The organism is Emticicia sp. CRIBPO (assembly GCF_009905725.1).
GTDB lineage: Bacteria > Bacteroidota > Bacteroidia > Cytophagales > Spirosomataceae > Leadbetterella.
Genome location: NZ_JAAAKV010000007.1, coordinates 216,231 through 240,959, shown reverse-complemented (window position 1 = coordinate 240,959; position 24,729 = coordinate 216,231). Strand labels below are relative to the sequence as shown.

General features: G+C 43.3%; 21 protein-coding genes. 12 read left to right on the top strand and 9 right to left on the bottom strand.

Annotated features, from left to right (window positions below):
• Window positions 1-24: 24 nt before the first annotated feature.
• Window positions 25-1,545 carry an NAD(P)/FAD-dependent oxidoreductase gene (locus tag GVN16_RS15860; protein WP_166564892.1) on the bottom strand — a complete coding sequence of 507 codons (1,521 nt, stop codon included), beginning with the start codon at window positions 1,543-1,545 and terminating at the stop codon, window positions 25-27.
• Window positions 1,546-1,673: 128 nt separating this feature from the next.
• Window positions 1,674-2,189 (bottom strand): RNA polymerase sigma factor, encoded by a 516-nt coding sequence (locus GVN16_RS15855; RefSeq protein WP_166564891.1) that lies wholly within the window; start codon window positions 2,187-2,189, stop codon window positions 1,674-1,676.
• A gap of 358 nt (window positions 2,190-2,547) precedes the next feature.
• On the opposite strand from GVN16_RS15855, the gene priA reads away from it, so the two are divergent.
• Genes priA through GVN16_RS15840 form a run of 3 tightly spaced genes read left to right on the top strand, consistent with a single transcriptional unit; the run spans window position 2,548 to window position 6,824 of the window.
• Window positions 2,548-5,046 (top strand): primosomal protein N', encoded by a 2,499-nt coding sequence (gene priA / locus GVN16_RS15850; RefSeq protein WP_166564890.1) that lies wholly within the window; start codon window positions 2,548-2,550, stop codon window positions 5,044-5,046.
• A gap of 12 nt (window positions 5,047-5,058) precedes the next feature.
• The gene (locus GVN16_RS15845) at window positions 5,059-5,421 is read left to right on the top strand and encodes a phage holin family protein (RefSeq protein WP_166564889.1); all 363 of its coding nucleotides are present in this window, start codon (window positions 5,059-5,061) and stop codon (window positions 5,419-5,421) included.
• Between the two features lie 35 nt (window positions 5,422-5,456).
• Window positions 5,457-6,824: a deoxyguanosinetriphosphate triphosphohydrolase gene (locus GVN16_RS15840; RefSeq protein WP_166564888.1), complete on the top strand. Its 1,368-nt coding sequence runs from the start codon at window positions 5,457-5,459 to the stop codon at window positions 6,822-6,824.
• Window positions 6,825-6,830: 6 nt separating this feature from the next.
• Here GVN16_RS15840 and GVN16_RS15835 read toward each other — a convergent pair whose 3' ends face one another.
• Complete coding sequence (locus GVN16_RS15835) at window positions 6,831-7,538, bottom strand: SGNH/GDSL hydrolase family protein (RefSeq protein ID WP_166564887.1); 708 nt, start codon at window positions 7,536-7,538, stop codon at window positions 6,831-6,833.
• A 124-nt stretch (window positions 7,539-7,662) separates the two neighbouring features.
• Between GVN16_RS15835 and GVN16_RS15830 the strand changes: the two genes are divergently transcribed.
• Window positions 7,663-9,501: an ABC transporter ATP-binding protein gene (locus tag GVN16_RS15830; protein ID WP_166564886.1), complete on the top strand. Its 1,839-nt coding sequence runs from the start codon at window positions 7,663-7,665 to the stop codon at window positions 9,499-9,501.
• A 13-nt stretch (window positions 9,502-9,514) separates the two neighbouring features.
• Here GVN16_RS15830 and GVN16_RS15825 read toward each other — a convergent pair whose 3' ends face one another.
• On the bottom strand, window positions 9,515-10,369 hold the full coding sequence (locus GVN16_RS15825) for a cupin-like domain-containing protein (RefSeq protein WP_166564885.1): 855 nt from the start codon (window positions 10,367-10,369) through the stop codon (window positions 9,515-9,517).
• 312 nt (window positions 10,370-10,681) lie between these two features.
• On the opposite strand from GVN16_RS15825, the gene GVN16_RS15820 reads away from it, so the two are divergent.
• The 3 genes from GVN16_RS15820 (at window position 10,682) to GVN16_RS15810 (ending at window position 13,779) form a co-directional block, all read left to right on the top strand.
• A complete protein-coding gene (locus tag GVN16_RS15820; RefSeq protein WP_166564884.1) occupies window positions 10,682-12,580 on the top strand; it encodes a beta-N-acetylhexosaminidase in 1,899 nt (632 codons plus the stop codon).
• Window positions 12,581-12,826: 246 nt separating this feature from the next.
• Window positions 12,827-13,126, top strand: coding sequence for a hypothetical protein (locus GVN16_RS15815; protein WP_166564883.1), 300 nt, complete (start codon window positions 12,827-12,829; stop codon window positions 13,124-13,126).
• Window positions 13,123-13,779, top strand: coding sequence for an ATP-binding cassette domain-containing protein (locus tag GVN16_RS15810; RefSeq protein ID WP_166564882.1), 657 nt, complete (start codon window positions 13,123-13,125; stop codon window positions 13,777-13,779). Before GVN16_RS15815 ends, GVN16_RS15810 begins: the two co-directional genes overlap by 4 nt.
• Before the next feature lie 103 nt (window positions 13,780-13,882).
• On the opposite strand, the gene GVN16_RS15805 is transcribed toward GVN16_RS15810, so the two are convergent.
• Window positions 13,883-14,512 (bottom strand): porin family protein, encoded by a 630-nt coding sequence (locus GVN16_RS15805; RefSeq protein WP_166564881.1) that lies wholly within the window; start codon window positions 14,510-14,512, stop codon window positions 13,883-13,885.
• 28 nt (window positions 14,513-14,540) lie between these two features.
• Window positions 14,541-15,257: an OmpA family protein gene (locus tag GVN16_RS15800; protein WP_166564880.1), complete on the bottom strand. Its 717-nt coding sequence runs from the start codon at window positions 15,255-15,257 to the stop codon at window positions 14,541-14,543.
• Window positions 15,258-15,626: 369 nt separating this feature from the next.
• On the opposite strand from GVN16_RS15800, the gene GVN16_RS15795 reads away from it, so the two are divergent.
• Window positions 15,627-15,896, top strand: a complete 270-nt coding sequence (locus GVN16_RS15795) for a hypothetical protein (RefSeq protein ID WP_166564879.1) — start codon at window positions 15,627-15,629, stop codon at window positions 15,894-15,896.
• Between the two features lie 42 nt (window positions 15,897-15,938).
• Entirely contained in the window at window positions 15,939-16,892 is a 954-nt protein-coding gene (locus tag GVN16_RS15790; protein WP_166564878.1) for a hypothetical protein, read from the top strand.
• Window positions 16,893-17,047: 155 nt separating this feature from the next.
• Here the strand turns inward: GVN16_RS15790 and GVN16_RS15785 are convergent, their stop codons facing one another.
• Window positions 17,048-18,106 carry a PA0069 family radical SAM protein gene (locus GVN16_RS15785; protein ID WP_166565061.1) on the bottom strand — a complete coding sequence of 353 codons (1,059 nt, stop codon included), beginning with the start codon at window positions 18,104-18,106 and terminating at the stop codon, window positions 17,048-17,050.
• Between the two features lie 231 nt (window positions 18,107-18,337).
• Window positions 18,338-18,814 (bottom strand): hypothetical protein, encoded by a 477-nt coding sequence (locus GVN16_RS15780; protein WP_166564877.1) that lies wholly within the window; start codon window positions 18,812-18,814, stop codon window positions 18,338-18,340.
• A 261-nt stretch (window positions 18,815-19,075) separates the two neighbouring features.
• Here GVN16_RS15780 and GVN16_RS15775 point away from each other — a divergent pair, with 261 nt between their 5' ends.
• Entirely contained in the window at window positions 19,076-19,984 is a 909-nt protein-coding gene (locus GVN16_RS15775) for a DUF4382 domain-containing protein (RefSeq protein WP_166564876.1), read from the top strand.
• 114 nt (window positions 19,985-20,098) lie between these two features.
• Here GVN16_RS15775 and GVN16_RS15770 read toward each other — a convergent pair whose 3' ends face one another.
• Complete coding sequence (locus GVN16_RS15770; protein ID WP_166564875.1) at window positions 20,099-21,487, bottom strand: ATP-binding protein; 1,389 nt, start codon at window positions 21,485-21,487, stop codon at window positions 20,099-20,101.
• Window positions 21,488-21,811: 324 nt separating this feature from the next.
• On the opposite strand from GVN16_RS15770, the gene rpoN reads away from it, so the two are divergent.
• Both rpoN and GVN16_RS15760 read left to right on the top strand, forming a co-directional pair.
• Window positions 21,812-23,272, top strand: coding sequence for an RNA polymerase factor sigma-54 (rpoN, locus tag GVN16_RS15765; RefSeq protein ID WP_166564874.1), 1,461 nt, complete (start codon window positions 21,812-21,814; stop codon window positions 23,270-23,272).
• A 13-nt stretch (window positions 23,273-23,285) separates the two neighbouring features.
• Window positions 23,286-24,728, top strand: coding sequence for a sigma-54 dependent transcriptional regulator (locus GVN16_RS15760; RefSeq protein WP_166564873.1), 1,443 nt, complete (start codon window positions 23,286-23,288; stop codon window positions 24,726-24,728).
• Window position 24,729: the final 1 nt, after the last annotated feature.

The following is a 24,729-nucleotide window of genomic DNA, read 5'->3' as shown; positions in this document are numbered from 1 at the left end:
TAGTCAGTTTTGATTGAAAAATCCTTAGTTTGTGACTTGAAGTACCTCTTTTTGATCCGGAATAAGTGAGCCCCCGCCCCATTCTCTCACGATTACCTCTGCCACCACAAGACCCGAGATCAGGGAAGGCGGTACGCCCGGGCCGGGTACTGTGAGCTGTCCCGTATAAAACAAATTGGAGACCTTATTGTTTTTAAGCGACGGTTTCAGGATGGCCGTCTGGCGGAGTGTATTGGCCAGTCCGTAAGCATTTCCTTTAAATGAATTGTATTCTTTTTTGAAGTCGCTCACCGCAAAACTCCGTTTGAACACCATATGAGAGCGGATTTCATGCCCCACAAACTTCTCCAGCCTGTTCATGACAATTTCGAAATACTTTTCCCTTGTTGCTTCCTCATCGTCCAGATCAGGAGCCACCGGGATCAGGATGAATAAATTTTCAGAACCTTCCGGAGCCACAGAGGCATCCGTCACCGAAGGAGCAGACACATAAAAGAGCGGTTTCGTCGGCCATTTCGGATGCGTATAAATTTCATCCGCATGCAGGTCAAAATCTTCATCAAAGAAAAGATTGTGATGGGTCAGCTTATCTATTTTCCTGCCGACACCCACATAAAACAGCAGAGATGAAGGGGCCATGACCCGCTTATCCCAGTATTTGTCTGAATAATTCCTGTATTCCTCTGTGAGAAGGTGTTTTTCAATATGGTGGTAATCGGCCCCGCCCACCACAATGTCAGCGTCATAAGTAGCCGTCACGGTGTGTACTTTACGGGCTTTGCCTTTGTCTACCTCGATGCCGGTGACGGCCTGGTTGCAAATGATTTTCACCCCTTTTTCATGGGCCAGTGCCACCATGCCTTCTATGATTTTGTGCATGCCGCCCATAGGATACCAGGTGCCCAGGGCTATTTCTGCATAGTTCATCAGGCTGTATAAGGCGGGCGTATTCTGAGGAGTGGCCCCCAGGAAAAGAATCGGAAACTCCATGATTTTCAGGATGTCTTCATGGCTGAAAAACTTCCGGATGTGTTTTCCGAATGAAGCGAACAAGTCAAGACTCAGGGCTTTGGAAAGCAGTCTGAAATCAAAGAACTCATGGATGGAAAGCGAGGGTTTCCAGACAAACTCACCGATACCCACTTTGTATTTATACTCCGATTCGGTCAGAAACCGGTCAAATTTTTCACTGCAACCCGGCTCCATTTCTTCAAACAGTGCCCTTAATGAAGCGATGCCGGCAGGAAGGTCGATTTCTTTATGTTCTGCCAGGATGACCTTATAAGAAGGGTCGAGTCTGACCAACTGGTAATAATCAGAAGGTTTTTTGCCGAATTCTGCAAAATAACGCTCAAAAACGTCGGGCATCCAGTACCAGCTCGGCCCCATATCAAACCTGAAGCCTTCAGCCTCAAAAATCCGGGCTCTGCCCCCGGGACTTTCATTTTTTTCAAGAATGGTAACGGCATAGCCCTGATCTGCAAGTTTTGTGGCGGCGGCCAGACCTGCAAATCCTGATCCTATAACGATTACTTTCTTTTTCATAAAAATTGATTATTTGATATTGACAAGATAAAAAAAGTTGTCTGATTAAACAGGCAACCTTTTCGATTTGTCACTCTTTACACCTCAAAACTACTTAACAAATAGATTTTCATGGTTATAATTTCTGTTCAGCCCAATGCATTTTCGTAAATCTTCAGTTGGTCTTTCAGCTCTTTCCTCGCTATATGAATCCTGTTTTTAACGGTTCCGATCGGGATCTCCAGCTTATCCGAAATTTCGTGGTATTTGTAGCCGTTGAAATACATCATAAAAGGGTCACTGTAAACCGTATCGAGTGAGTTTAAGGCCTTGTGAATATCCTCCAAGGCAAATTTTGAATAGGCTCCGTTCTCAATCATCGCTGCAGAGCTGTTGAGGTAATGAAGGTTTTCAGAATTATCAATGAAGGTATTTTTACGGATCATCCGCTGATAATTAGTAATGAAGGTATTCTTCATGATGGTATATAGCCATGCTTTGAGATTGGTACCGTCAAGGTACTTTTCCCTGTTCAGAAAAGCTTTTACCAGCGTATCCTGCAATAAGTCGTTGGCATCATCAACATCTTTCGTAAGTCTTATGGCAAAAGACCTGAGGGTTCTTGATGTATTACAAATGGCATAATTAAATTCTATTGCTGTCATAGATTTTTATTTTGTTGAATCAAAAGTATAAAAGATTAAACAAAATAAAAAGAGTTTTCTTTTATTTTTGTTTACATGATGGCAATTAGGTAGTTAAATTTAATGATTTATGGTTAAATCAATTGATTTGGTGGTCTTAAAGAGGGTTCTTTTGTTCATTATTTGTTTAATTAACTGTAAATATATTTAAACAAAATACCTCATTTCTTTTACAATTCCGGTACGTTTAATACGCTGACCGGAGAACAGGGATTTATAAATCGATGAATATCGTTCTATTATTTACGATCAGATCTCTGTTTTGGATTTTCAAGGCTGTTGATCATTATATTTGCCGTGGTTTAAACTTATCAAACAGATGGATTCGGAGCAGGTACTTTTTGAAGAGGAAATAACGTGTTTTGTAGATGCGGTTTTACCTGTGCCTATTCCACAGCTGTTTACTTACAGGGTTCCGCGGGAATTGTCTGATCTGGTGAGGGTTGGGTCGAGGATCGTCGTGGAATTCGGAAAGTCAAGGGTAGTGACGGCCGTTATAGCTAAAGTGCACCAGTCACCCCCGGCCAAATATAAAGCCAAATACATCCTGGAATTATTAGACCTCGAACCGGTGGTTACTTCAGGGCAGCTGTGGCTGTTTAACTGGATTGCCGAGTACTATATGTGTAATGTGGGCGAGGTTATGAATGTTGCTTTGCCTTCGGGACTGAAGATATCGAGCCAGTCAAAAATCCAGTATAATCCTGACTTTGCCAATCCCGAATTACTGGACGACGATGAAAAAAGGCTCGTAGCCTTGCTGCAGGACCAGGACTCGCTCAATTATGAGGAGGTAGCCCGGCTGGTCAGCAGTAAAAATATCAATAAAACGATCAAGGACCTCACTGCCAAACATGCCATCATCCTGTTTGAGGAGGTTAAGGAAAAATACAAACCGAAGATTGTTAAGAAAGTCAGGCTGAAAAGAGTCTATGAAGGCTCTGAGGAAATTCTGAACCTGATAGAACGCCTGGAAAAAACGAGCAAGCAACAGGAGGTGATCCTGGAATATCTGAATCATGTTCCGCTCAATGACCTTCTGACAAAAAATGCCCACGGTGTTGACAAATCCTTATTGAAAAAAGGGGAGATTTCTGACTCGTCATTGAAAACCCTGCTTGAAAAAGGCATCCTGGAAGAATTTGAAGTCGTCATCAGCCGGCTGGAAGAGGGCGGGGATTTTGAGGCCCAGGACATTCAACTGACAGAACACCAGGACAAGGCCGTCAACGGCATCATAGACCAGTTTAAAAGCAAAGACGTCGTCTTGTTTCACGGGATCACAGGTAGCGGTAAGACGGAAGTTTATATTGACCTGGTCCAGAAAGTCATGGAAGGCGGCTCGCAGATACTGCTTCTGCTGCCCGAAATCGCCTTGACCACTCAGATTGTCGGAAGGCTCCGTAAGGTTTTCGGGGATAAAATGGGCGTATATCATTCCAGATTTTCAGATAACGAACGCGTTGAAGTATGGAAAGGTATCCTGGAAGGCCGTTTCCAGTTTGTTGTCGGAGTAAGGTCCGCTATCTTTTTACCTTTTGTAAACCTCGGACTGATCATTGTGGATGAGGAACATGAGTCGTCCTATAAACAATTTGACCCTGCCCCGAGATACCATGCCAGAGACGTGTCCATCATGCTGGGTATCAAGCAAAATGCGAAAGTTTTACTGGGTTCTGCCACACCATCCCTTGAGTCTTATTATCAGGCTAAGCAGGGGAAATATGGCCTGGTAGAATTGCTTCGCAGATTTGGCGATGCACAATTGCCTGACATTCAGCTGATAGACCTGAAGGCTGAAAAAAAGAACAAAACCATGAAGCTGGAGTTTTCAAGCCGGCTGTACCAGGCCATCAGCGACAATCTCAGCAAAAAAGAACAAACCATTATATTTCAGAACCGTCGCGGGTATGCTCCGTACATGAATTGTGAGGAGTGTAACTGGATTGGTTCCTGCGACCAGTGTGCCGTCAGTCTGACCTATCACCTCAACAGCGGTCAGCTGGTTTGCCACTATTGCGGACATAAAGAATCGGCTCCCAAAACCTGCCCGGATTGCGGCTCAACAAGACTGAAGACCGTAGGCGTAGGGACCGAAAAAATAGAAGATGACCTCAAGGAGATTTTCCCTGAGGCCATCATCAGGAGAATGGACCTTGATACCACGCGGACCAAGAATGCTTACCAGCAGATCATCGGGGAGTTTGAAGAAGGGCAGACCGATATTCTCGTGGGTACCCAGATGGTTTCCAAAGGACTTGACTTTGACAATGTGAGCCTCGTCGGGATTTTCAATGCAGATAAGATGATCCATTTTCCCGACTTCAGAGCGGGTGAAAAAGCATTCCAGATGATTACCCAGGTGAGCGGCAGGGCCGGACGAAGAGATAAACACGGCGAAGTGCTCATACAAACCGGAAGCCCGCAGAACCCGATTCTTCAGTTTATCCTGAACAATGATTACGTGGGTTTTTATGACACGGAGATACAGGAAAGAGAAGCTTTCAATTATCCGCCTTTCTCAAGAATTATCGAAATCACGATAAAAGACGTAGACCAGGTGCTGGCCCACCAGGCAGCAGGAAGGCTGGCGAATCAGCTGGCGGCAAGGTTGGGAAAAGACAGGGTTTTAGGCCCGGAAAAATCGCTGGTAGAGCGGATCCGCAACAAATTTTTGTTTGAAGTCTGGCTCAAACTGGAGAAGGATAAATTAAATATCAAAGCCACAAAGCAATTGCTAAAAGAAGAATTAGTAAATTTAGCCGCTGAAAAGCAATTTAAATCTGTACAGTTTGTCGTCAATGTAGACGCTGTTTAACAACATAAGATCATGGGAATAAAAAGTAAGATTTCGGAATACTTCAATTTCGGAGAGTTAAAAGACAACCTGGTGAGGCTGGTAGAAGCCAAATTTGAGCTGAAGAAAATTGAAATCCAGGAAAAGCTCGAAGGCCTGGCCGCTCAGTTTTTAATTAAATTGTTCACTTTTCTTGTACTTTTTGCCATTATCATTTTTGCCAGCATACTCATTGCCGTTTTACTTAACCAGTGGATCGGAAGTTCGTGGGCAGGCTACGCCATCATGCTGGGCGTCTACATCCTGGTTTTTGCGATACTATCCATCAAAGAGGATAAAGTGGAGGAGGTTATCGTGAATGTCATCCGTAAAGAAATAGAAAAAAGAGAGCTTTGAAACCACAACAGCTTCATCACCCATTATTCCCATTTATGAATTGGCAGACACTTTTTTCAAATAAACGCTTCGGGTCAAGTAACAGACAGCAGAGAGACGAAATCCGGGGAGATTACATGCGTGATTATGACCGCCTGATTTTTTCTTCGCAATTCAGAAGACTGCAAAACAAAACACAGGTATTCCCTTTGCCGGGTGCTGTTTTTGTGCATAACCGGCTCACTCACAGCCTCGAGGTAGCCTCAGTGGGCCGCTCACTCGGCAGGGCCGTCGGCGAAAAACTAAGCGAAAAATACAAAGAAGAATTTTCAGAAAACACCCATAATTTTTACCGGTTTGAGCTTTCTGATGTGATCCAGACGGCCTGTATTGCCCATGACATCGGCAACCCGCCTTTCGGGCATTCGGGAGAAGAGGCCATCAGGACTTTCTTTAATGAGCTGGATCCTGAACAGGCGGCAGTCATTGAAAAAGAACTGACTGAAAACCAGTTGAACGACTTCCGGTGGTTTGAAGGCAATGCCAATGCTTTCAGGATTTTAACCAGGATTTTCCTGAAACTGGGCCTGAAACTGACCTACACTACACTGGCTTCCATCATCAAATACCCTGTAGATTCTACCCATGGTTTTAAGAAAGAAACAGGACTCATCTCCACGAAAAAATCCGGTTTTTTTGACTCTGAAATAACGTATTATAAAGAGATTGTAGAAGAACTGGGGATCAACATCATCGACGAAGCCAAAAACACCTATGCCCGTCATCCCTTTGTTTTTCTCGTAGAGGCCGCAGATGATATCTGTTACCGGATCATAGACCTGGAGGATGCCTTCAGGCTGAATATTATCAGCATAGAGCAAACGAAGGACTTGTTGCTGCCGTTTTTTGAAGGGGAGCAGGAAAATGACTACCTGCACAAAAAAATAGCTGAAATTGAGGATGAAAAACAGCAGCTTTCCTTGTTAAGAGCCATGCTGATCAATTTTCTGACCAAAAAATGCACGGAGGTTTTTATAGAAAACGAGGAAGCCTTGCTCAACGGCAAACTTAATAAGTCCCTGATTGACCTCGTGGATGAACGTTCGATCGCTCTTTTGAAGAAGATTGATGAAGTCTCTGTTCGTAAAATCTATAACCACAAATCGGTCATAGAGATCGAGATCGCCGGTTACCATGTTATTGGGGGTTTGCTTAAGGAGTTTGTCAGGGCCGTTCTGAACCCTAAACTGGCCAAATCAAAGAAAATACTGCTGGTGGTGCCCGCTCAGTTTGGTATTCATCCAGATGAGCCTCTTTACCATAACCTCCAGGCTGTCGTAGATTTTATTTCCGGAATGACAGATTTATATGCCATTGATCTCTACCGGAAAATCACCGGTATCCAGATTCCCGAGTTGCGTTAAAAGGACTTATTTCAATATTTTAATGGCCACAGGAAGGATTCTGTCTATCCACAACCCGTACATTTTTCCGGAAGGGTGTAAGTCATCCCTGGCCACCAGCTCAGGGTCAGAAAGACCCATTCTTGAGATATCCGTAATGTTGACATAGTTGACCAGCAATTCTTCAGAAATGGTCTTGTTGATGGCATTATAGGCATCGATTTCTTTGCCGATGGCAGCAGCACTTCCCGCTCCGTAAGGCGTGGCCCCATAGTCAGGGATAGACACCACGATCACATTTTGCGGATTGTTTCCTGCCAGGCTGACGGCTTTTTGCAGCAATGCTTTGAATCTGGCCGGATAATCTTTGATATTATATCCCCTGTACTGGTCATTTACCCCAATAAGCAGCGTCACCAGCTGATATTGATCACCGGCTTTAACCTGGGCATTGATGGATGACATAAGGTCATCACAGGTCCAGCCAGTCCGGGCAATAATAAACGGTTCTCCCACGGGCCTGTCGTTCATTTGCAGTTTTTTTTGCAGCTGATACGGGAAAGACTGATCCGCCGGCACACTCTGGCCGATGGTATAACTGTCACCCAGGGCCAGGTAGCTGTATTTAGCCTGGGGGCCCGGACTGACAGGTGTGGTTTGAATCATCTCCTGGTTTTCTTTTGCTTCGCAGGAAACAAGACCCGTTATTAAAAGAAAAAAGCTTAGTTTTATCATATCGGTAAGTGTCTGAATGACTATATAAACGCATTGCGGAGCAGGAAGGATTGAAAATTAACGGCAGATCCCGAAACTTTAACATAATATTCTTACTTTTAATATTTTCCACAAAGAATTAAATATGAACTTCTGGCAGGTTATTCAACGTCTCAGACCTTATGTAAAGCCCAATAACAAACTGGTGGCTCTTACTTTGCTTTTAACGCTCATCGGCTCACTGGCAGCCCAGGTCAACCCGGTTGTTCTTCGTTATACTGTAGATTCGGTGCAGACAATGCTCAACGAGGGCAAGGGTCTGAAAGATGGTATTTCATTGCTTTTCATGATATCCGCCATTTTGTTCGGCAAAGAAATCATCAACTCCCTGATTCAGTTCGGGCAGAAGTTTTACGGAGAAAAAATCCGCATCAATGTTTCCAGCGAGCTGGCCCAGAACGCGATTCAAAGGATACTGTCTTACCGCCTGGCATTTTTTACGGACAATGAAAACCAGACCGGGAAACTTCAGACCAGGATCGACAGAGGGGTTGAAAGCCTCACCAAACTGATCCAGAACATCTTTATAGATATTTTCCCTTTGTTTGCCAATGCCATCGTAGCCCTGATCTTCATGTTCTCGGCCAATGTCTATGTCGGTTTGGTAGCCGTTACGATTTTGCCGGTCTATTTCTGGATCAGCATTGTGCAGGCCAATAAACTGAAAGGGGTAAGAATAAACCTGAGAAGACAGAGGGAACAAAAGAACAGCGGCCTGGTCAACATCATTGATGCCATCGTGGTCATCAAGTCATTTGTGAGGGAACAATATGAGGAGATCAAGCAATATGGGCTGCAACAGTCCCTCGTGAGGCTGCAATTAAAGACCAGGCAGAGCAATTTCCTCTTTGACGGGCTCAAAAGTTTTGTGGAGCAGATAGGTGTGGTTCTGATCATTATCCTGACCATCTACCTGGTTCTGGATCAGAAAATGTCCATCGGAGCTATTATGTTCCATATCATGTTGTTCAGTAACGTGTCAGCCCCGATCAAACAACTCCACAGGATTTACGACGAATTTAACGAAGCCCTCGTTTACTCGGAGGGTTTTTTCCAGGTGCTGGATGCCGAGGATGAAAAGGAGCTGAGCGGCCATTATCATCCTGAAAACATAGCAGGGGATTTCGTGGTCAGGAATGTGAATTTCACTTATCCGAATGGCATGAAGGCCCTGCATGACATCAGTATGGTCATCCGGAAAAACAAGACCACCGCCCTGGTGGGTGTGTCGGGAGCGGGCAAGTCGACCCTCGTGCAATTGCTGACCAAATTCTATTTACCTGATTCCGGAGAGATCCTGCTGGATGGTGTCAATATCCAGGATTATGACACCGATGTGCTCAGAAGTGACATCGGGATGGTGCTGCAGAAGAATCATATTTTTAAAGGTACTATCGAAGAGAACATCAGGTATGGAGAAATGAAGGCCACTTTTGAAGAGGTGGAGGAGGCCGCCAAAAAAGCGTACCTGCACGATCAGATCATGGAGTTGCCCAAAAAATATGAGTCCGATGCCCACACCTTGTCCGGAGGACAGCAACAACGCATTGCGATAGCCCGTCTGTTTTTGAAAAACCCGCCGATCATTATCCTGGACGAGCCCACCGCCAGCCTGGATGTCATCGCCACGGAACAGATCAGGATCAGTCTGGATGCCATAAAAGCCAACAGGACCGTGATTGTCATTTCACACAGCCTGTCACAAATCATTGATTCCGATGAGATCTACGTGCTGCAGAAAGGCCGTCTGGCAGAGCACGGCACGCATGAAACGCTGTATGCTGATGAGGGGGTGTACCGTGAGATTTTTGATGCCTCTGCAAGAAGCATGAACCTCGAAAAAATTGTGAGGACAATGGAATCCCAGCAAACTCCGGTAAAAGAAAAATCCTCACCTGAACAGATTTCAGATGAGGACTTTTAATGAAGTTTTATGCTCAGGCTTCTTCTTTCAAGGCTTCCTGTGCATTTTCAATGGCTTTCTTTTCTTTCCATTTTTTCCAGTTTTCACCCATCAGGAAATTCATCCCTTTGTCGATAACGGTATGACGAACCAGGTTATAACCGCCTCTCACCTGTGTAAATACAGAGTCATTGGCTCTTAAGGCTACACTGAAACCACCGTCCACATATTTGATATAATGCCACCAGAGTGAAGGCATGAATATCGTTTCTCCGTGACCGATAATGGCTTCATACCCCTTTACATTTTTAAGTGCCGGAAACTTCTCATAATCCGGTTTAAGCGGATCAATGTGGCTCTGCACAGTGTACGGGTGGTGGTAGATTTTCTCACTGTCTTCCGGAGAAAACAGGATGATTTGTTTCCTGGTCTGGAACTGTGTCAGAAAAACATGGGAGCAATCCATGTCGTAATGCAGGTTCACAACGGAGTTCTGACCTCCGAAAAACATAAACTTGTAACTTTTCAGAAAGCCGTCCATGATGGTCGGGAAGCGGATATCGCTTTTGAGCTCAGGGGCTTTTTTGAAAATGTCGAATAAGAATATTCTGAGATCGCTGGGACCTTTTTCGATTAAGCTGAGATAATCACCGAAACGCATGGTTTTTGCGGCCTGGTAATAACTTTTTGAGTTATGAACATTGTTGTCGAAAAGAGGAACCTCCAAATCTCCGTGGTTATCTCTGAGCCATTCAAAAGTCCACTTACTGAGAGCCGGCCAGTCTTTTGCCAGATCCGTAAAAACAACGGGACGTTTTGGTTTAAGGTAATTTTCGATGAATTCCTCGCGGCTCAGATTACTTCGTCTGTCTATGGGTAATAGCTGCATAAAATATAATCATGAAAGTTCTACAAATAAGAAAAGTAAGATATTCATTGTACTCTGTACTTCTTTAAAAAACCATTCCGGTTAGAAAATGGTTTCAAGACAGCCTCCAATTCTTTTAATTTCCAAACTAAAGCGATCTGCTTCTTTTGTAAAATGATATTAGTCAACTTTTTCTTTAATTAACCTAATTAACGCAGCAGGAAGGGAATTGTTATTTTTAAAAAAATTTAAAAACTAGCCATTGCTTTTCGAAATAAATCATTATTTTTGGTTAACAAATTCAATCTTTACCCGTAATTATTTCAAGCATTCATGAAGAAAATTCAACTCATTGTCCTCTTGCTGGCATTTGGAGCAGCCCGTGCTCAGAATAATCCAATCCACATTATTCCTCAACCTGTCGAAGTTCTGACCCGGTCCGGGAGTTTTACTTTAAATAAAAATACAGTTTTTACATACGATAAGCCTGAGAGCAAGTCTTATGCTGAGGCCCTTTCACAAAAACTCAGCCTTGTGAGCGGCTTTAACCTGGCGGCAAAACAGGCTAATCCGGGGGCTGCCAATGCTATTGCGATAAGCCTCAATACTGCTGAAAATACACAGCTGGGAAGCGAAGGATACGCCCTGGAAGTGACACCTAAAACCGTAAAATTATCTGCCAATCAAACTGCCGGATTATATTATGGGGTTCAGACCTTGCTTCAGTTGTTTCCGAAAGAAGTGGAAAGCAAGTCGGTGGCGAAAGTGGCCTGGACTGTTCCTGCGGTTAAAATTACTGATTATCCGCGTTTTAGCTGGAGAGGGATCATGCTCGACGTGAGCCGTAATTTCTTTGTGAAAGAAGACGTCAAAAAATACATCGATGAGATATCAAAACTGAAATACAACGTTTTTCACTGGCACCTGACCGATGATGAGGGCTGGAGAATCGAGATCAAATCATTGCCTAAACTGACAGAAGTGGGAGCATGGCGTGTACCCCGTTCGGGCCATTTCGGCAGCAGGCTGCCTGCCCCTAAACCGGGTGAAAAAGCGACTGTCGGAGGTTTTTATACCCATGAAGATATCCGTGAGATCGTTAAATATGCAGCGGAAAGAAACGTGACCATTGTTCCTGAAATAGATGTACCGGGACATAGCATGGCGGCTATTGCGGCTTATCCTGAGCTGAGTACCAAAAAAGACCCGAAAACTTTTGTTAACCCCGGCATTTCAATTGCAGACTGGTACGGCAACGGTACTTTTAAAGTGAATTTTGAGAATACCCTTAACCCGTCGGATGAGAAAGTGTATGAGTTTCTGGACAAGGTATTCACAGAAGTGGCAGATTTATTTCCGGGCAAATATATCCATGTGGGGGGTGATGAATGCTACAAAGGCTACTGGGCGGCAGATCCGGGGTGCCAGGCACTCATGAAAAAACTGGGCATCAGACATGTAGAAGACCTTCAGGGATACTTTATGAACAGGGTGGAAAAAATACTTAAAAGCAAAGGCAAGAAATTTCTGGGCTGGGATGAAATCCTGGAAGGCGGCATCTCTCCTGAAGCGACACTGATGAGCTGGAGAGGTGTGAAAGGAGGAATTGAAGCCGCACATATGGGCCATGATGTGATCATGACACCGACTACATTTGCCTACATTGACTATAACCAGGGAGAGAATTCGGTTGATCCGCCTATTTATGCCGGTTTAAGACTCAGCAAAAGCTACAGTTTCGAGCCCGTTCCTGATGGGGTTGATCCGAAAAGAATCCTGGGTGGACAAGGCAACCTCTGGACGGAGCAGATTCCTACACTGAGGTATGCGGAATACATGACCTACCCGCGTGGATGGGCTTTGGCTGACATTTTCTGGTCGCCGAAGGAATCAAAAAACTGGGAGAATTTTGTAAAGAGAGTAGAGACCCATTTTGAACGTTCGGATATCAAAGAAGTCAATTACTCAAAAGCGATGTACGATGCGATTGTGAAAACTTCTGTCAATGACGGAAAACTGACGCTGACCCTTGAATCGGAAGTGCCGGGTCTGGACATTTTTTATTCTATTGATGATACGATGCCGGACCAGTTCTCAACAAAATTCGACAAGACTGTTGAGCTACCGGACGGGCCGATAACCCTTCGTGTGGTTACTTACAGGGCAGGAAAACCTATCGGACATTTAATTACTTTGAAAAGAGCAGAACTCGAGAGACGAGCCGGAAGATAATATTTGATTAGGTTAGATTGCAAAGCCGTTGTTGGGATCAGAAATGACTTGATAACGGTTTTTGTTTTTGGGAGAAATCTTAAAGTTTCTTAATATGCTCTTCAGCAGGATAATACCGGTTTTGCGAAGCGTATATTTATGGGAGAAAAGGGGTACGGAAGCCGGAGAATGCACGAAGGGAAAAGAAATGTTTTTTCGATGCCCGGCGGTCACGGCATATCCGTTTTTCCAACGCGACCAAAAACTATGAAGAAAATAAGACTGATCATTACCTTTTATTATAATTTCCTGTTTGTTTCTTCGGTAATCACCTACTGTTGTTATGATATCTTCAAAAGATATGGTGTGGTTACCTTCTCCTCGCTGTTCTGGTTCAAGGTATTCACACTCGGGATCATCTACTATTTTACGAGTTCGTATAAGCAGAAGGAGTTTTATTATTACCAGAACCTCGGTCTTTCAAAAAAGTTGCTGTTCACCGTTACCTTCAGTTTTGATTTCATCCTGTTTCTTACCATTTTATACCTACTTTATCGCAGCCAATGAAGCATATTCTTGAAGCCGATGGCATTTCCATGGAGTTCAGTAACAGGAGTATACTGTCAGATATTTATCTCAAATGTGAGACCGGCAAAGTGACGGGCCTGCTGGGCAGGAACGGTGCCGGGAAAAGCTGCCTGATGAGAATCATTTACGGTCAGATGAAAACAGACAACAGGTCTGTGAGATTTGACAAGGTTTATAATATCCTGGGGTGCAACTCCCCACACCTGATAAGCTACCTTCCGCAGTTTAATTTTATTCCCGGATCGTTGAGCCTCGAAAGGATATTTTCTGATTTTGAAGCAGACTATTCCGGTCTTGAAGCGTTTATGCCCGAATTTGCAGGGCGTCAGAAAACGGCCATTAAGACGCTTTCAGGAGGAGAGCGGCGGTTGATAGAAATGTATGTGATCCTGACCTCCAAAACCAGGTTTGTACTGATGGACGAGCCGTTCACCCATGTAATGCCCTTACACATCGATAAAATCAGACAACTGATCCTTTCTGAAAAGGAAAACAAAGGCATCCTGATTACCGACCACATGTTCAGGCAGGTGGTAGATATCTGCGACGACCTTTACGTGCTTGTCAACGGCAAAACTCACCTTACCAAAGATATAACTGACCTTGAAAGGCTTGGGTACGCACACTTGTGAGAAACACAGACAAGGGAAAACGGTTTTCTCTACCCGATACTCATTAAAAAAGCCACCGGGATCATCCCGGTGGCTTTCTGAGGTATATATTAACTTAAACAATTTAAAACGCAAACCCGACGGTGAAAAGGAAGAGGTTTCCTTTGGCGGCAAACTTTGAAGCAGTTTGCTGGTCGTTGTAATCAATGTTGAATACATCGTTGACATTTCCTTCATACCTCATATCCAGGTTGATTCTGCCGATATCAAACCCTACACCAGCCTGGTAGCCCAGGATGGCCTTACTGAAAGCCGGTTCATTTTCTTCATTGAAGTTATCTTTAAATTTACCATCCTGGTTGATCAGGAAAGTGGCTACCGGTCCGACATTCAATCTGACCACATCACCTATTTTACCCCCCACCAACACCGGGAAATCAAGATAGGTAGAACGATAATCAATGGTTTTTTTGGTGTCAAAAAGTGCACTTTCAAAGACGGTCAGTTTACCTCCTTTGGTTGATATCATGATCTCCGGCTGGATAAAGAATTTATTTCCGAAACGGGCAAATACACCCCCTGTGAAACCTACTGAACGGGTTTCGTCATTTTCAAAATAAGCCTGGCCTTTGCCGTCACTTTTAATCTGTGATAAATTGGCACCGAACTTGATCCCGGTCGTAATCTTCTTGTTTTGTGCAAAGGCACAGTTGACGCTCAATAGGGTAACGAAAGCAATAATGAGATTTTTCATGATTTTGAAAATTTAGTGGTTTATGTTATTAATTATTCTGTGAGACGGATTCTTCTGATTTAGCTGTTTTTTTCAACTTGTCGTTGGCCACGATAGCCATCTCCACTCTTCTGTTTTTGTCACGTCCCGATTCTGTGTTGTTGTCAAAAGAAGGAGCTGATTCTCCGTAACCTTTTACAACAAGACGGGTGCGTTTCACACCATTGGCAGATAAAAAATCAGAAACAGCGTCTGCTCTTTTTTCAGAAAGCCTCAGGTTATAGGCTTCTGTGCCTGTATTGTCTGTATGGCCTGCTACCAGAATTTCGGTATCAGGATATTCTTTTAATGTGGCAGACAGTTTCTCAAGACTGCTTTTAGACTTGGCTGATAAATTATAAGAGTCGGTTGCAAACAAAATACCTGAGTCCATTGTGATTTTGATACCTTCTCCCACACGTTCAACTTCCGCGGTATTGCCGAGTTCCCTTTCCAGTTTTTCAGCCTGCTTGTCCATATATCGTCCGATTACCGCCCCGCCGATGCCGCCGACAGCAGATCCGACAATGGCATAAACAGCTGGATTTTTAGATTTTGAGCCAATGGCCGCTCCGGCTGCTGCTCCTGCTCCCACACCGATGAGTGCTCCTTTTTGTTCTCTTGTCAGTTTTTTCAAAGAATTACAAGACGACATCAGGAAGATGGTGGCCAGTATCATCATAACTTTTGAAAAGCTATGGGTCGAAATTTTTCTTACAGTGGTCATAAGTGTTATTATTTAGGATATGAAAATTTTAGAGTCCGGGTAATGGTGTGTCGCAATTACCCTTGTTTATCAGAAGACATAATGCTTCCTCTGCATTCCCTGTTAAAACATCCGTTCCGCTGGAGTGAATTTTTGAATACTCTAAGCATCCAAATAAGGTTTGCCACGTACTAGTAGTAATAAGCTCTCAAATAATCAGTCATTTAGAAACAGGATGGTGTGGAATTGTGGAATTTCAACAAAAATCCACAAAGTGGGGAATTTGTTTCGCATTTTTTGGGGAAAAGGGCTGGGTTTTTCACAGGAACATTATTTTTTTCCCTTAAAGCGTAGACAATTTGATGTTTTGAGTTTTAAATCATAATCAAAATGAAGGCGACAGGAAGAATCTTTTTAGGACTTGGGATCGTATCGGCGGCAGTGGCTGTAGCTTCCTGGAGGAAGGGCCGGCAGACCCGTTACGAGTCAAGGGTGCTGAACAGAATCTCTGATTATAAAAATGATCCCGCAGCTTCCATTTATTATGACGAAGAATCCGACACATACACCATCTCCAGAAATATATTGAAAGGTTTTCTGGATAAGGTGACCGAAAAAGGAGAAATCTGGATTAATCGTCTGCAGAACAGAAAGGACTGACCACTAAAATAAATCACAATTTTAAATTAAACTAGCACAATCATGAACACGAATGAAAGTAACAGATCTGCATGGCTGATCGGAGCGTTAGGTTTAGCATTTACAGGAGCATTGGCCTACGGTGTTATAGAGCACCAGAACGCAAATGAGTACACTACGAAAAATACAGTTGCCAAGGCCAGGATTGATTCCTTAAATACTGTAAGAAACGAGTTGAGAGATGAAGTGGAGACGTATTCAGTGAAGTTGGTTGAGAAAACTAAGAATATTGACGAATTAACCGCAAAACTTGAAAGTGCTAATGCTTCAATTGCTGAGAAAAACAGGCAACTGAACAGGCTGAGAAATGAGTTCGCCGGGTTGAAAACGCTTTCTGAAGATCAGAAACAACAACTGGCCGCTGTAGAGACTCAGTTGGCTGAATTGACACAGATGAAACTGGCACTTGAAGAAGAGTTGAAAAATATTCCGATTCTTGAAGAAAATATTGCTCAGCAGAAACAACAGATCTCAGAATGGGAAACTAAATATGGTACGCTGACCAATGATTATAACGGATTGCAGGCTGAATTGAAAGAAGTGATTTATGAAGCTCCGGCTGACCACTTCAAAGTAGAATCTGCAAAAGGTAATGAAAAACTTACCGCCAAAGCGAAAAAGACAAAAAATGTTAAAGTTTCATTTACCATTCCGACTTACCTGAAAGAAAGGGTAAAAGATCAGCAAACGGTTTACTTAAGTCTTGTTAACGAGAAAATGGAGCCGCTGAAAAATTGGAATGAAGAAGTAAGTGTTAATTCAATAGAAAAAACTATACCGGTACAGGTGCATGCTACCCAGGTAGTAGATTATGCCCAGGGTTCAAATGTAGTCACCTTTGATGTGCCGGTTTCAGAAAAGCTTAAAGCGGGTGTTTACACCGCTAAAGTTTATACAAAAGATGACTACCTTGGTTCTGTGGAGTTCAGATTAAGGAACAGCTTTTGGTTTTTTTAGTAGTTAGGGATAGGGTCAACTTAAAACCACCTCATTTTATGGGGTGGCTTTTTTTGCTTAAAAACGCCGGATAAAAAATAACCCCGGAAAATTTCCCGGGGAGATTTAACATCTAACCCTAAAAAAACCTAAAGATTTTACCTTTAGTCATGTGGTTAAAACAAATTCAGTTGCCCGTCACGGATAAAACCCGAAGTATTCATAGGAGGGAGCCTCCGGTCTTTCATGTATCTTTCCCTGGCTATCCTGTGCATTGATTTTATGTTTTCAGCCAGCGGACCTTCTCCCGACATCCTCAATCCGAACCGTGAATCGTTGAGTTTGCCGCCGTGGCATTCCGCAATCTGGTGAAGCACTTTGTCGGCCTTGTCCGGAAAAGCCGTGCGGATCCAGTCTTCAAAGAGTACGGCAATAGAACCGTTCAGCCTTACCACCGTGTACCCCGCAAAAGCTGCCCCGGCATTTGCTGCGGCTTCAACCAGCTTCGGGATTTCATGATCATTCAGTCCAGGTATGATCGGGGCGGTCATGACGCCCACTGGAATACCTGCATCATACAGTTTTTTCATGACTTTCAGTCGCCTGTCTGCGGTAACCGTCCGGGGCTCCATGGCCTGCCGGAGTTCCTCGTTGAATGTGGTGATAGAGAAAAGTACCTGTACCAACCCCAAATCCGCCATTTTTTCAAGCAGATCAATATCCCGGAGTACCAGGGCGTTTTTGGTCAGCACACCGACAGGATTCCGGTATTTAAGGCAGACTTCAAGAATCTGCCTGGTGATTTTAAATTTCTTTTCTGCGGGTTGGTAGCAATCAGTATTTCCTGAGAGGCTGATGGGTTTACAGACCCAGTTTTTGGACATGAATTTCTTTTCTATCAGCTCTGCAGCATTCTTTTTGATCATTATTTTAGATTCAAAATCTATCCCAGCAGAGTATCCGTAATATTCGTGTGAATTGCGGGCATAACAATAAATACAGCCATGCTCACAGCCCTGGTATGGGTTGACATACAAAGCCCCCCGCATATCCGGACTGTCCGTCACGTTGATTACTTTTTTGGCATTTTCAACCAGGTATTTGGTTTTGATTTTCGGAGACGGGAACTCATCATCTTCCAGGTAAGCGTCCTCATCCGGCTCATACTGGTTCGCAAGAAACTTGTTGGCGGCATTGAATTTTGCCCCCCGTCCTTTGTGCCGGCTGTCTGAAATGTTCTCCAAAATTTATCCCTTTTTTGTGACTGCTAAGATAAAGGAATGATTTCATTGCTAAATTATTAACCATTATATTGCTAAATAAATAAGCATAAAAAGGAAGGTGTTTTGTTGGGTAATTTTTTGATTACCAAGTTGTTGTGGTTATTTGACGGAAGTTTGCAAAAAAAAATGAGAAGCTGTGTGGACAACTTCTCAGGTATATTGACAAAGACAAATTTAGTTAAATCATTTGAAGGGCAAACGGAGCGTCAGACCGACATCGCCTACAAACACACCGGGGTTCCGGACGATGTTAAAGACCGGTTTCCAGTCCAGACTCATGTTGAATGGAATTTCAGTAAAAGTATATTCAATCCCCAGGATACCATCGACACCGACAGTAAAGCCGTTGCGGGTTTCATCATACCACCATCCTCTGCCATGGTACTCATCCCAAACTCCAATATGCCCGCCGGCACCGTAATACCATCTGAATCCGGGAGTACTCAGAGCCCTGTCATGAACCTCATAAAGTAAGGCGGCGTTTACGCCGTTTCTGTATCCGCTGATAATCCCCTCAAGGGCTATTTTTGAATTTTTATTGTGTTTGATGCTTAGTCCGTACCCTCCGTTAAAACGGATACCCACTGCCGTTTTATACTGCGAAAACCCCGAAAATGAAATCAGCATCAGTAATGCGGCGATAGTTAAGTTTTTCATCATTGTACTGTTTATGGTTTATTAATAGTTTTCCTGAAAAGCAAAAAAATCATTCCATATCAATCCGATCGGCTTTAAATGATTTAAGTCGTAGAGATTTTTAGACAAAATTGCTCGTTTCTCCGCACCAATGGCTGTTGGACGGAAGGTACAGGTTTTTTGGATGGAAGATGAAAACGCATTTAAACTAAAGAAAACTTAAAACTCATGAAAAATTTATTTAAGAATCCTAAACTCTTTTTGATTGGATTATTCATTTTTCCAATGATTTCATGTGAGGACAATGGCGGAGATTTAAACCCGTCCGATCCTGACGCAAAAAAGGGAACGCTTGCCTTTTCTATTACAGATGCCCCGGTTGATAATGCTGATGTATCAGCGGCATTTGTGACAATTACTGAAATAAAAGTGGACGGAAAAGTTTATGAAGGATTTAAAGGACCTAAAACAATCGACATTTTGAGTTTACAAAACGGTAACTCATTACAGTTGGGAGAAGCCATGGTAGGAGCAGACTCTTACTCTAAAATTGCCCTGGTTATTGATACCGAAACAGACCAGAACGGGGCGAGCCCGGGTTGTTATATCGTTAAAGCCGGAGGCGTAAAGGATAAACTTGAGCTGGCCGGAAACGCTAAAAATGAAATAGAGCTTAACGCCAAGAACTTTGTAGTGGAATCAGAAGGAAAAACAGAGATCATCATGGATTTTGACCTTCGTAAAGCGATCAAACACAAAAATAATGACTATGCTTTTGTAACGGCCGGCGAGTTGAAATCTGCCATTCGTGCAGGAAACAAGCAGGCTACGGGTACTATCACGGGTAACATTTCTAACTTCTCTGCACTTTCTGGCCAGGCTGTGGTGTATGCCTACAAAAAAGGGTCATTCAACAAAGAAGTGGAGGCCAAAGGACAGGGAGCAAGTGAAATCAAATTCAGTAATGCCGTAACAAGTGCTAAAGTTGATGGAGGAGGAAATTTCAAATTATCTTTTCTGGAGGCAGGTGAATACGAGATACAGGTGGCAAAACCTGAGTCGGAGACGAACGCAAATCTGAACCTTAACCTGGTGCTGGACATTGAAAGTGCCATAGATCTGAAAAGCGTAGCCGTAAAATCCAATACCCAGACGAGTGTTTCTCTGAAGTTAAAAACAATTTTAGGCTTGTAATATACATAGATCAGCCACTAAATTCCACATCTTTTTCACACGACATCTTATAACTTTATAGCCATTCTTTATAAATTAGGCCGGGACTCAAGCTTGTGGGTTCCGGCCTTTCTTTTATTCAGCTTCCTGTTTCGGAAAATAAAGCAGAAACTTGGCTCCTTTGTCTTCTTCCCCGTCGGCTTCTATAAAACCGTTGTGGTTTTCCATTACCCGCTGACAGATCGATAAGCCGATCCCTGTGCCTGTGGTGGTCTGCTTGGTTTTTTCAAGCCTGCCGAAAATCGAGAATATCTTGTCTTTATACTGATTATTAAAGCCAATTCCGTTATCAGAAAAGGTCACAAGGTCATATTTATATTCCTCTGAACCTTCCCATTTTGAAAAATCCTGTCCTTTTATTTTAATCACCACCTTGCGGTTGGGAGAATGAAACTTCAGGGAGTTTGTAAATAAATTGGTAAAGAGCTGGTTGAGTTCAGATTCAAAACCCGTGATCACTGGCAGGTTGCTCATTTCTATTTTCACATGTTTTTCTTTGATCTCTTCTGCAAATTCTGATTTTACGTTTTCAATGACTTTGCTGACATCCACTTTTTCAGGGCTGATTTCCGAGCTCAGTAACCTTGAAAAATTGAGAAGGTCATTGATGAGGAATGTCATCTTTTCTGCAGAGTTATTGATTTTCTCAACAAGTTCTTTCGGCTCTTTTTCAAGTTTCTCAGCGTGCCTCTGGAGAAGCCGGTCGGTAAATATCCTGATCTTTCGAAGCGGCTCCTGAAGGTCATGGGAGGCTATATAGGCATATTGTTCCAATTCCCGGTTCGACCGGTTGAGGTGCTCAATGTTTTCTTCCAGCAATAACTGTGTTCTTCGTCGTTCCGAAAGCTCTTTGGTAATAAAATAAAAGGAAACGGAAATGAGGGCGATGGCAACAATAGAAGTTAAAAAGAGCAGCAGAGGGGTATATTTTCCCTGGTCTTCTTTGATCTTAAGGCTGTTCTGGATTTTATTGTTTTCATGATTTTCCATTTTAGTCAGTATCGTATTCAGTTCTTTACTGATGGTTTCATGTTTGGAATATAACTTACGTTGATCCGGCTTATATTTGGCGTTGAGGGTATCGTTGATGACCTCCATCATGAGGCTGTGGATTTTTTCTTCCGAATGTCCGTTGAGTTTCTCCCCGTAAGCATTCTGCACGGGGTCTTCCGTGGTGATGTCAAGCATTTTTTCAACCGATTTTCTCAGAAGGATTTTTTCAGAGAGAAAGGTGTCGTAAAATTCAGGTTTTTTCGTAATCAGGTAACTCCTCTGGCTGGCCAGAAGTCCCCTGTGGGCTGATTTGATTTCAGAGATGGTATTTAGAACCCTGTAGGAGTGATCCACGATTCCGGCATAATTCCTGAATGAACTGAACCGGTTATAGGTAAAGAAGCTCATAATGATCAGGATAGACAGGGAAATGCCAAAAATAAGGTTGATTATTTTTTTACTCAGAATCATAGAATCTTGTTTTTAGTAAGAAGTATTAAAACCTGGAATACTGTTTTTTGGTCTGGGTTTTCATTTTGATGAAAAAATTGCTCAGATTGGGAAATAAAAGACCCAAAAATACTCAATAGTTTCAGGAAAAATGACTACCTTTAAAACTCTCATTATTTGTAAAATGCTGATATTCAACAAGATGACTTTATATAAACGATCATCTGTCCGGAAATGGTATTTCTGGCCTCTGTTTTGAATAACTGATTTTATGGATTTGTGTATCAAAATTAACATAAATTCAGGAAAGATTCCTACGATTGTGTTAAACCTTACCATTAAGATATGTTGAATAATAGCCAGATTCAAACTTTAAAACAGACGCTTAAGATTAATCCTCAGCAGATTCAGTTTCTGAATTTTCTGTATCTTAACTCACAGGAGCTTGAAGAGTATGTGTCCAATGAACTGGAAGAAAATCCTTTCATAGTAGAAGACGGTAAGAAAACCGAGGAGATTGCCCCGGTGGAAGACTTCAGATCAGACGACGGACTCGAGAGCAGCAGCATGAAAGAACTGGATTGGGAAAACAGTTTCAGCCCTGAAGAATACGATTACGGTATACCTCAATACAAAACAGCAGATAATAATTATGATGGTGAATCTGACGACTACCGTTTCGAGGTGTCTGATGACAGCCAGGGCATAGCAGATGAAGTCAGACAAAACCTGATTGTGATTGACCTGACAGAAAGTGAAAAACAGATAGCGGATTTCCTTTTAAACTCTGTTGACGACAAGGGCTTTCTGAATGCCAGCGTAGAGCAGCTCACCGATGATATTTCTTTCTCGACCGGTAAGTTTTTCAATGAAGATGAAGTGTCAAAGGTCAAAAGCATCATCAACAGGCTTGATCCTGTAGGTTTTGCTTCGACTGATCTGAAAGAATATTTATTACTCCAACTGGCTGAAAAGCTCCGCCAGGGAGAAGAGGTGGAAGACGCCATTAAAGTCCTTGAACAGGCTTTTGAAAAGTTTGTCAACCGCGAGTATGCAGATCTTCAGGCTTCTTTTGGCCTGAAGGAAGAAGAGCTGAAAAACATCATTAACCAGATTTCGGCTTTATCGCCGTCTCCGACATTCGGGAAAGATACCAGCAAAGGTTTCTCAAACAACCCGACCATTATTCCTGATTACGTGGTGACGATTGAGAACGGCAAACCTTCCGGCCAGCTCAACAATCCCAAGAATTATTTCTTTGCCATCAACGAAAACTATGCAGAAGAACTGCTGAAGCACCCGGACTCAAAAACAAGAGAATACGTCAACAATAAAGTCAAATCGGCCCTGTGGTTTGTAGATGCCATACGCCAGAGAGAAGAAACCATGACAAAGGTGATCAAGGCTTTGGTTTATCTCCAGTCTGACTTTTTTGTTTCCGGCGAAAATCATCAGCTTAAACCCATGGTACTGAAAGAAGTGGCCGACCTTATCGGTATGGACATTTCGACGGTGTCGAGGGTAACCAGCTCAAAATATGCCCAGACCCCTTTCGGACTGATCAACCTTCGCCTGCTGTTCTCAGAAGGCATTAAAACCGATGACGGAGAGATGATCAGCAACAAGGAAGTTCAGGACAAGGTAATGAAACTGGTGGAAACCGAAGATAAGTCAAGCCCTTTAACAGACCTTGATATTCAGCAGATGTTAGAATCAGAAGGCATCACCCTGACCAGGCGGACCATCACGAAATACCGATTGTTTTTAAATATCCCTTCCTCAAAATTAAGACGAATACTCAATTAAAAGACCCCCGAGCATGAACAAATCTAAAATACTAGTCATTGATGATGACGTAGACATCTGTCTGCTGATGGAGAGATTTCTGACCAGAAATGGGTTTGAAGTCACCACGGCCCAGTCGGGAAAACGCGGACTGGAGATCCTCAACGATCTTGAGCCGGACCTTGTGCTGACCGATTTTAAACTCGGTGATATTAACGGGGCTGAATTGCTCAGAAAAGTAAAAGAAAAGTACCCTTCGGTGCCGGTGATCATCATCACGGGGTATTCAGACATAAAAGTGGCCATCAATGTCATGAAACAGGGTGCTTATGATTACGTGACCAAGCCCTTGTTTCCGGATGAGATCCTGATGACGATCAGGAAAGCGATGGAAAACAAACCTAAAGAAGAAGAAACTTATACTTCTGCCGGGGAGGTGGTTAAGCCTAAAGCCGTTAAGGTAAAAAACAGCAAGTCGGGATACATATTCGGGGAAAGCCTCGTGTCCAGGAACCTGATGAAGCAGATTGACCTCGTAGCCCCTACCAACTTCAGTGTGATCATTTACGGGGAAAGTGGTGCCGGTAAAGAGGCGATTGCCCGTGAAATCCATAACAGGAGCAACAGGAAGGACCAGCCGTTTGTGGCGATGGACTGCGGGGCCATGTCAAAAGAACTGGCCGGCAGTGAGCTTTTCGGACATGAAAAGGGATCGTTTACCGGTGCACTGAATCAGAAGATCGGACATTTTGAACTGGCCAATGGAGGTACGCTTTTCCTGGATGAAGTTGCCAACCTTTCTTACGATATCCAGGTCTCATTACTGAGGGTTGTTCAGGAAAGAAAAGTAAAAAGAATAGGGGGTACCAAGGAAATTGATCTGGATGTCCGTATCCTGGTGGCCAGTAACGAAAAACTACCTGAAGCCTGCCGGGCCGGTAAGTTCAGAGAAGACCTTTACTACAGGTTCAATGAGTTCAGCATGGAGGTGCCGTCTCTGAGAGACCGCGGTGAAGACGTGATGATTTTTGCCCATTTCTTCCTTGAAAATACCAACAGGGAGCTGAACAAAAATGTGAAAGGATTTTCAGAAGAGGTGGTTGACTGCTTTCTGAAATACCCGTGGTACGGAAACCTCAGGGAGCTCAACAACGTGGTAAAAAGGGCAACACTGCTGGCTGAGAGTGATACCATAGACACCCGCTGTCTGCCGTTTGAAATCACCAACCATACCAGACTGATGTTTGTCGACAACCTGAGCCCGGTAGCCCCGAGGCAGGAAGCACCGGTTCAGAAAGAACCCGAAGCGGTCGTTCCGCAAGCCAGACCTAACCTGAAAGAAGCGGCCAAGGAAGCCGAATATGAGATGATCTTCCAGGCCCTTAAAAAAGTTAATTTTAATAAAACAAAAGCTGCCAAATTACTGGATATTGACCGTAAGACCTTATATAATAAAATGAAAAATTTAAATCTCTGAC

Coding starts and splice junctions, on each gene's coding strand:
- GVN16_RS15860 (WP_166564892.1), bottom strand. CDS start 1,545: ATGAAAAAGAAAGTAATCGTTATAGGATCAGGATTTGCAGGTCTGGCC.
- GVN16_RS15855 (WP_166564891.1), bottom strand. CDS start 2,189: ATGACAGCAATAGAATTTAATTATGCCATTTGTAATACATCAAGAACC.
- priA (WP_166564890.1), top strand. CDS start 2,548: ATGGATTCGGAGCAGGTACTTTTTGAAGAGGAAATAACGTGTTTTGTA.
- GVN16_RS15845 (WP_166564889.1), top strand. CDS start 5,059: ATGGGAATAAAAAGTAAGATTTCGGAATACTTCAATTTCGGAGAGTTA.
- GVN16_RS15840 (WP_166564888.1), top strand. CDS start 5,457: ATGAATTGGCAGACACTTTTTTCAAATAAACGCTTCGGGTCAAGTAAC.
- GVN16_RS15835 (WP_166564887.1), bottom strand. CDS start 7,538: ATGATAAAACTAAGCTTTTTTCTTTTAATAACGGGTCTTGTTTCCTGC.
- GVN16_RS15830 (WP_166564886.1), top strand. CDS start 7,663: ATGAACTTCTGGCAGGTTATTCAACGTCTCAGACCTTATGTAAAGCCC.
- GVN16_RS15825 (WP_166564885.1), bottom strand. CDS start 10,369: ATGCAGCTATTACCCATAGACAGACGAAGTAATCTGAGCCGCGAGGAA.
- GVN16_RS15820 (WP_166564884.1), top strand. CDS start 10,682: ATGAAGAAAATTCAACTCATTGTCCTCTTGCTGGCATTTGGAGCAGCC.
- GVN16_RS15815 (WP_166564883.1), top strand. CDS start 12,827: ATGAAGAAAATAAGACTGATCATTACCTTTTATTATAATTTCCTGTTT.
- GVN16_RS15810 (WP_166564882.1), top strand. CDS start 13,123: ATGAAGCATATTCTTGAAGCCGATGGCATTTCCATGGAGTTCAGTAAC.
- GVN16_RS15805 (WP_166564881.1), bottom strand. CDS start 14,512: ATGAAAAATCTCATTATTGCTTTCGTTACCCTATTGAGCGTCAACTGT.
- GVN16_RS15800 (WP_166564880.1), bottom strand. CDS start 15,257: ATGACCACTGTAAGAAAAATTTCGACCCATAGCTTTTCAAAAGTTATG.
- GVN16_RS15795 (WP_166564879.1), top strand. CDS start 15,627: ATGAAGGCGACAGGAAGAATCTTTTTAGGACTTGGGATCGTATCGGCG.
- GVN16_RS15790 (WP_166564878.1), top strand. CDS start 15,939: ATGAACACGAATGAAAGTAACAGATCTGCATGGCTGATCGGAGCGTTA.
- GVN16_RS15780 (WP_166564877.1), bottom strand. CDS start 18,814: ATGATGAAAAACTTAACTATCGCCGCATTACTGATGCTGATTTCATTT.
- GVN16_RS15775 (WP_166564876.1), top strand. CDS start 19,076: ATGATTTCATGTGAGGACAATGGCGGAGATTTAAACCCGTCCGATCCT.
- GVN16_RS15770 (WP_166564875.1), bottom strand. CDS start 21,487: ATGATTCTGAGTAAAAAAATAATCAACCTTATTTTTGGCATTTCCCTG.
- rpoN (WP_166564874.1), top strand. CDS start 21,812: ATGTTGAATAATAGCCAGATTCAAACTTTAAAACAGACGCTTAAGATT.
- GVN16_RS15760 (WP_166564873.1), top strand. CDS start 23,286: ATGAACAAATCTAAAATACTAGTCATTGATGATGACGTAGACATCTGT.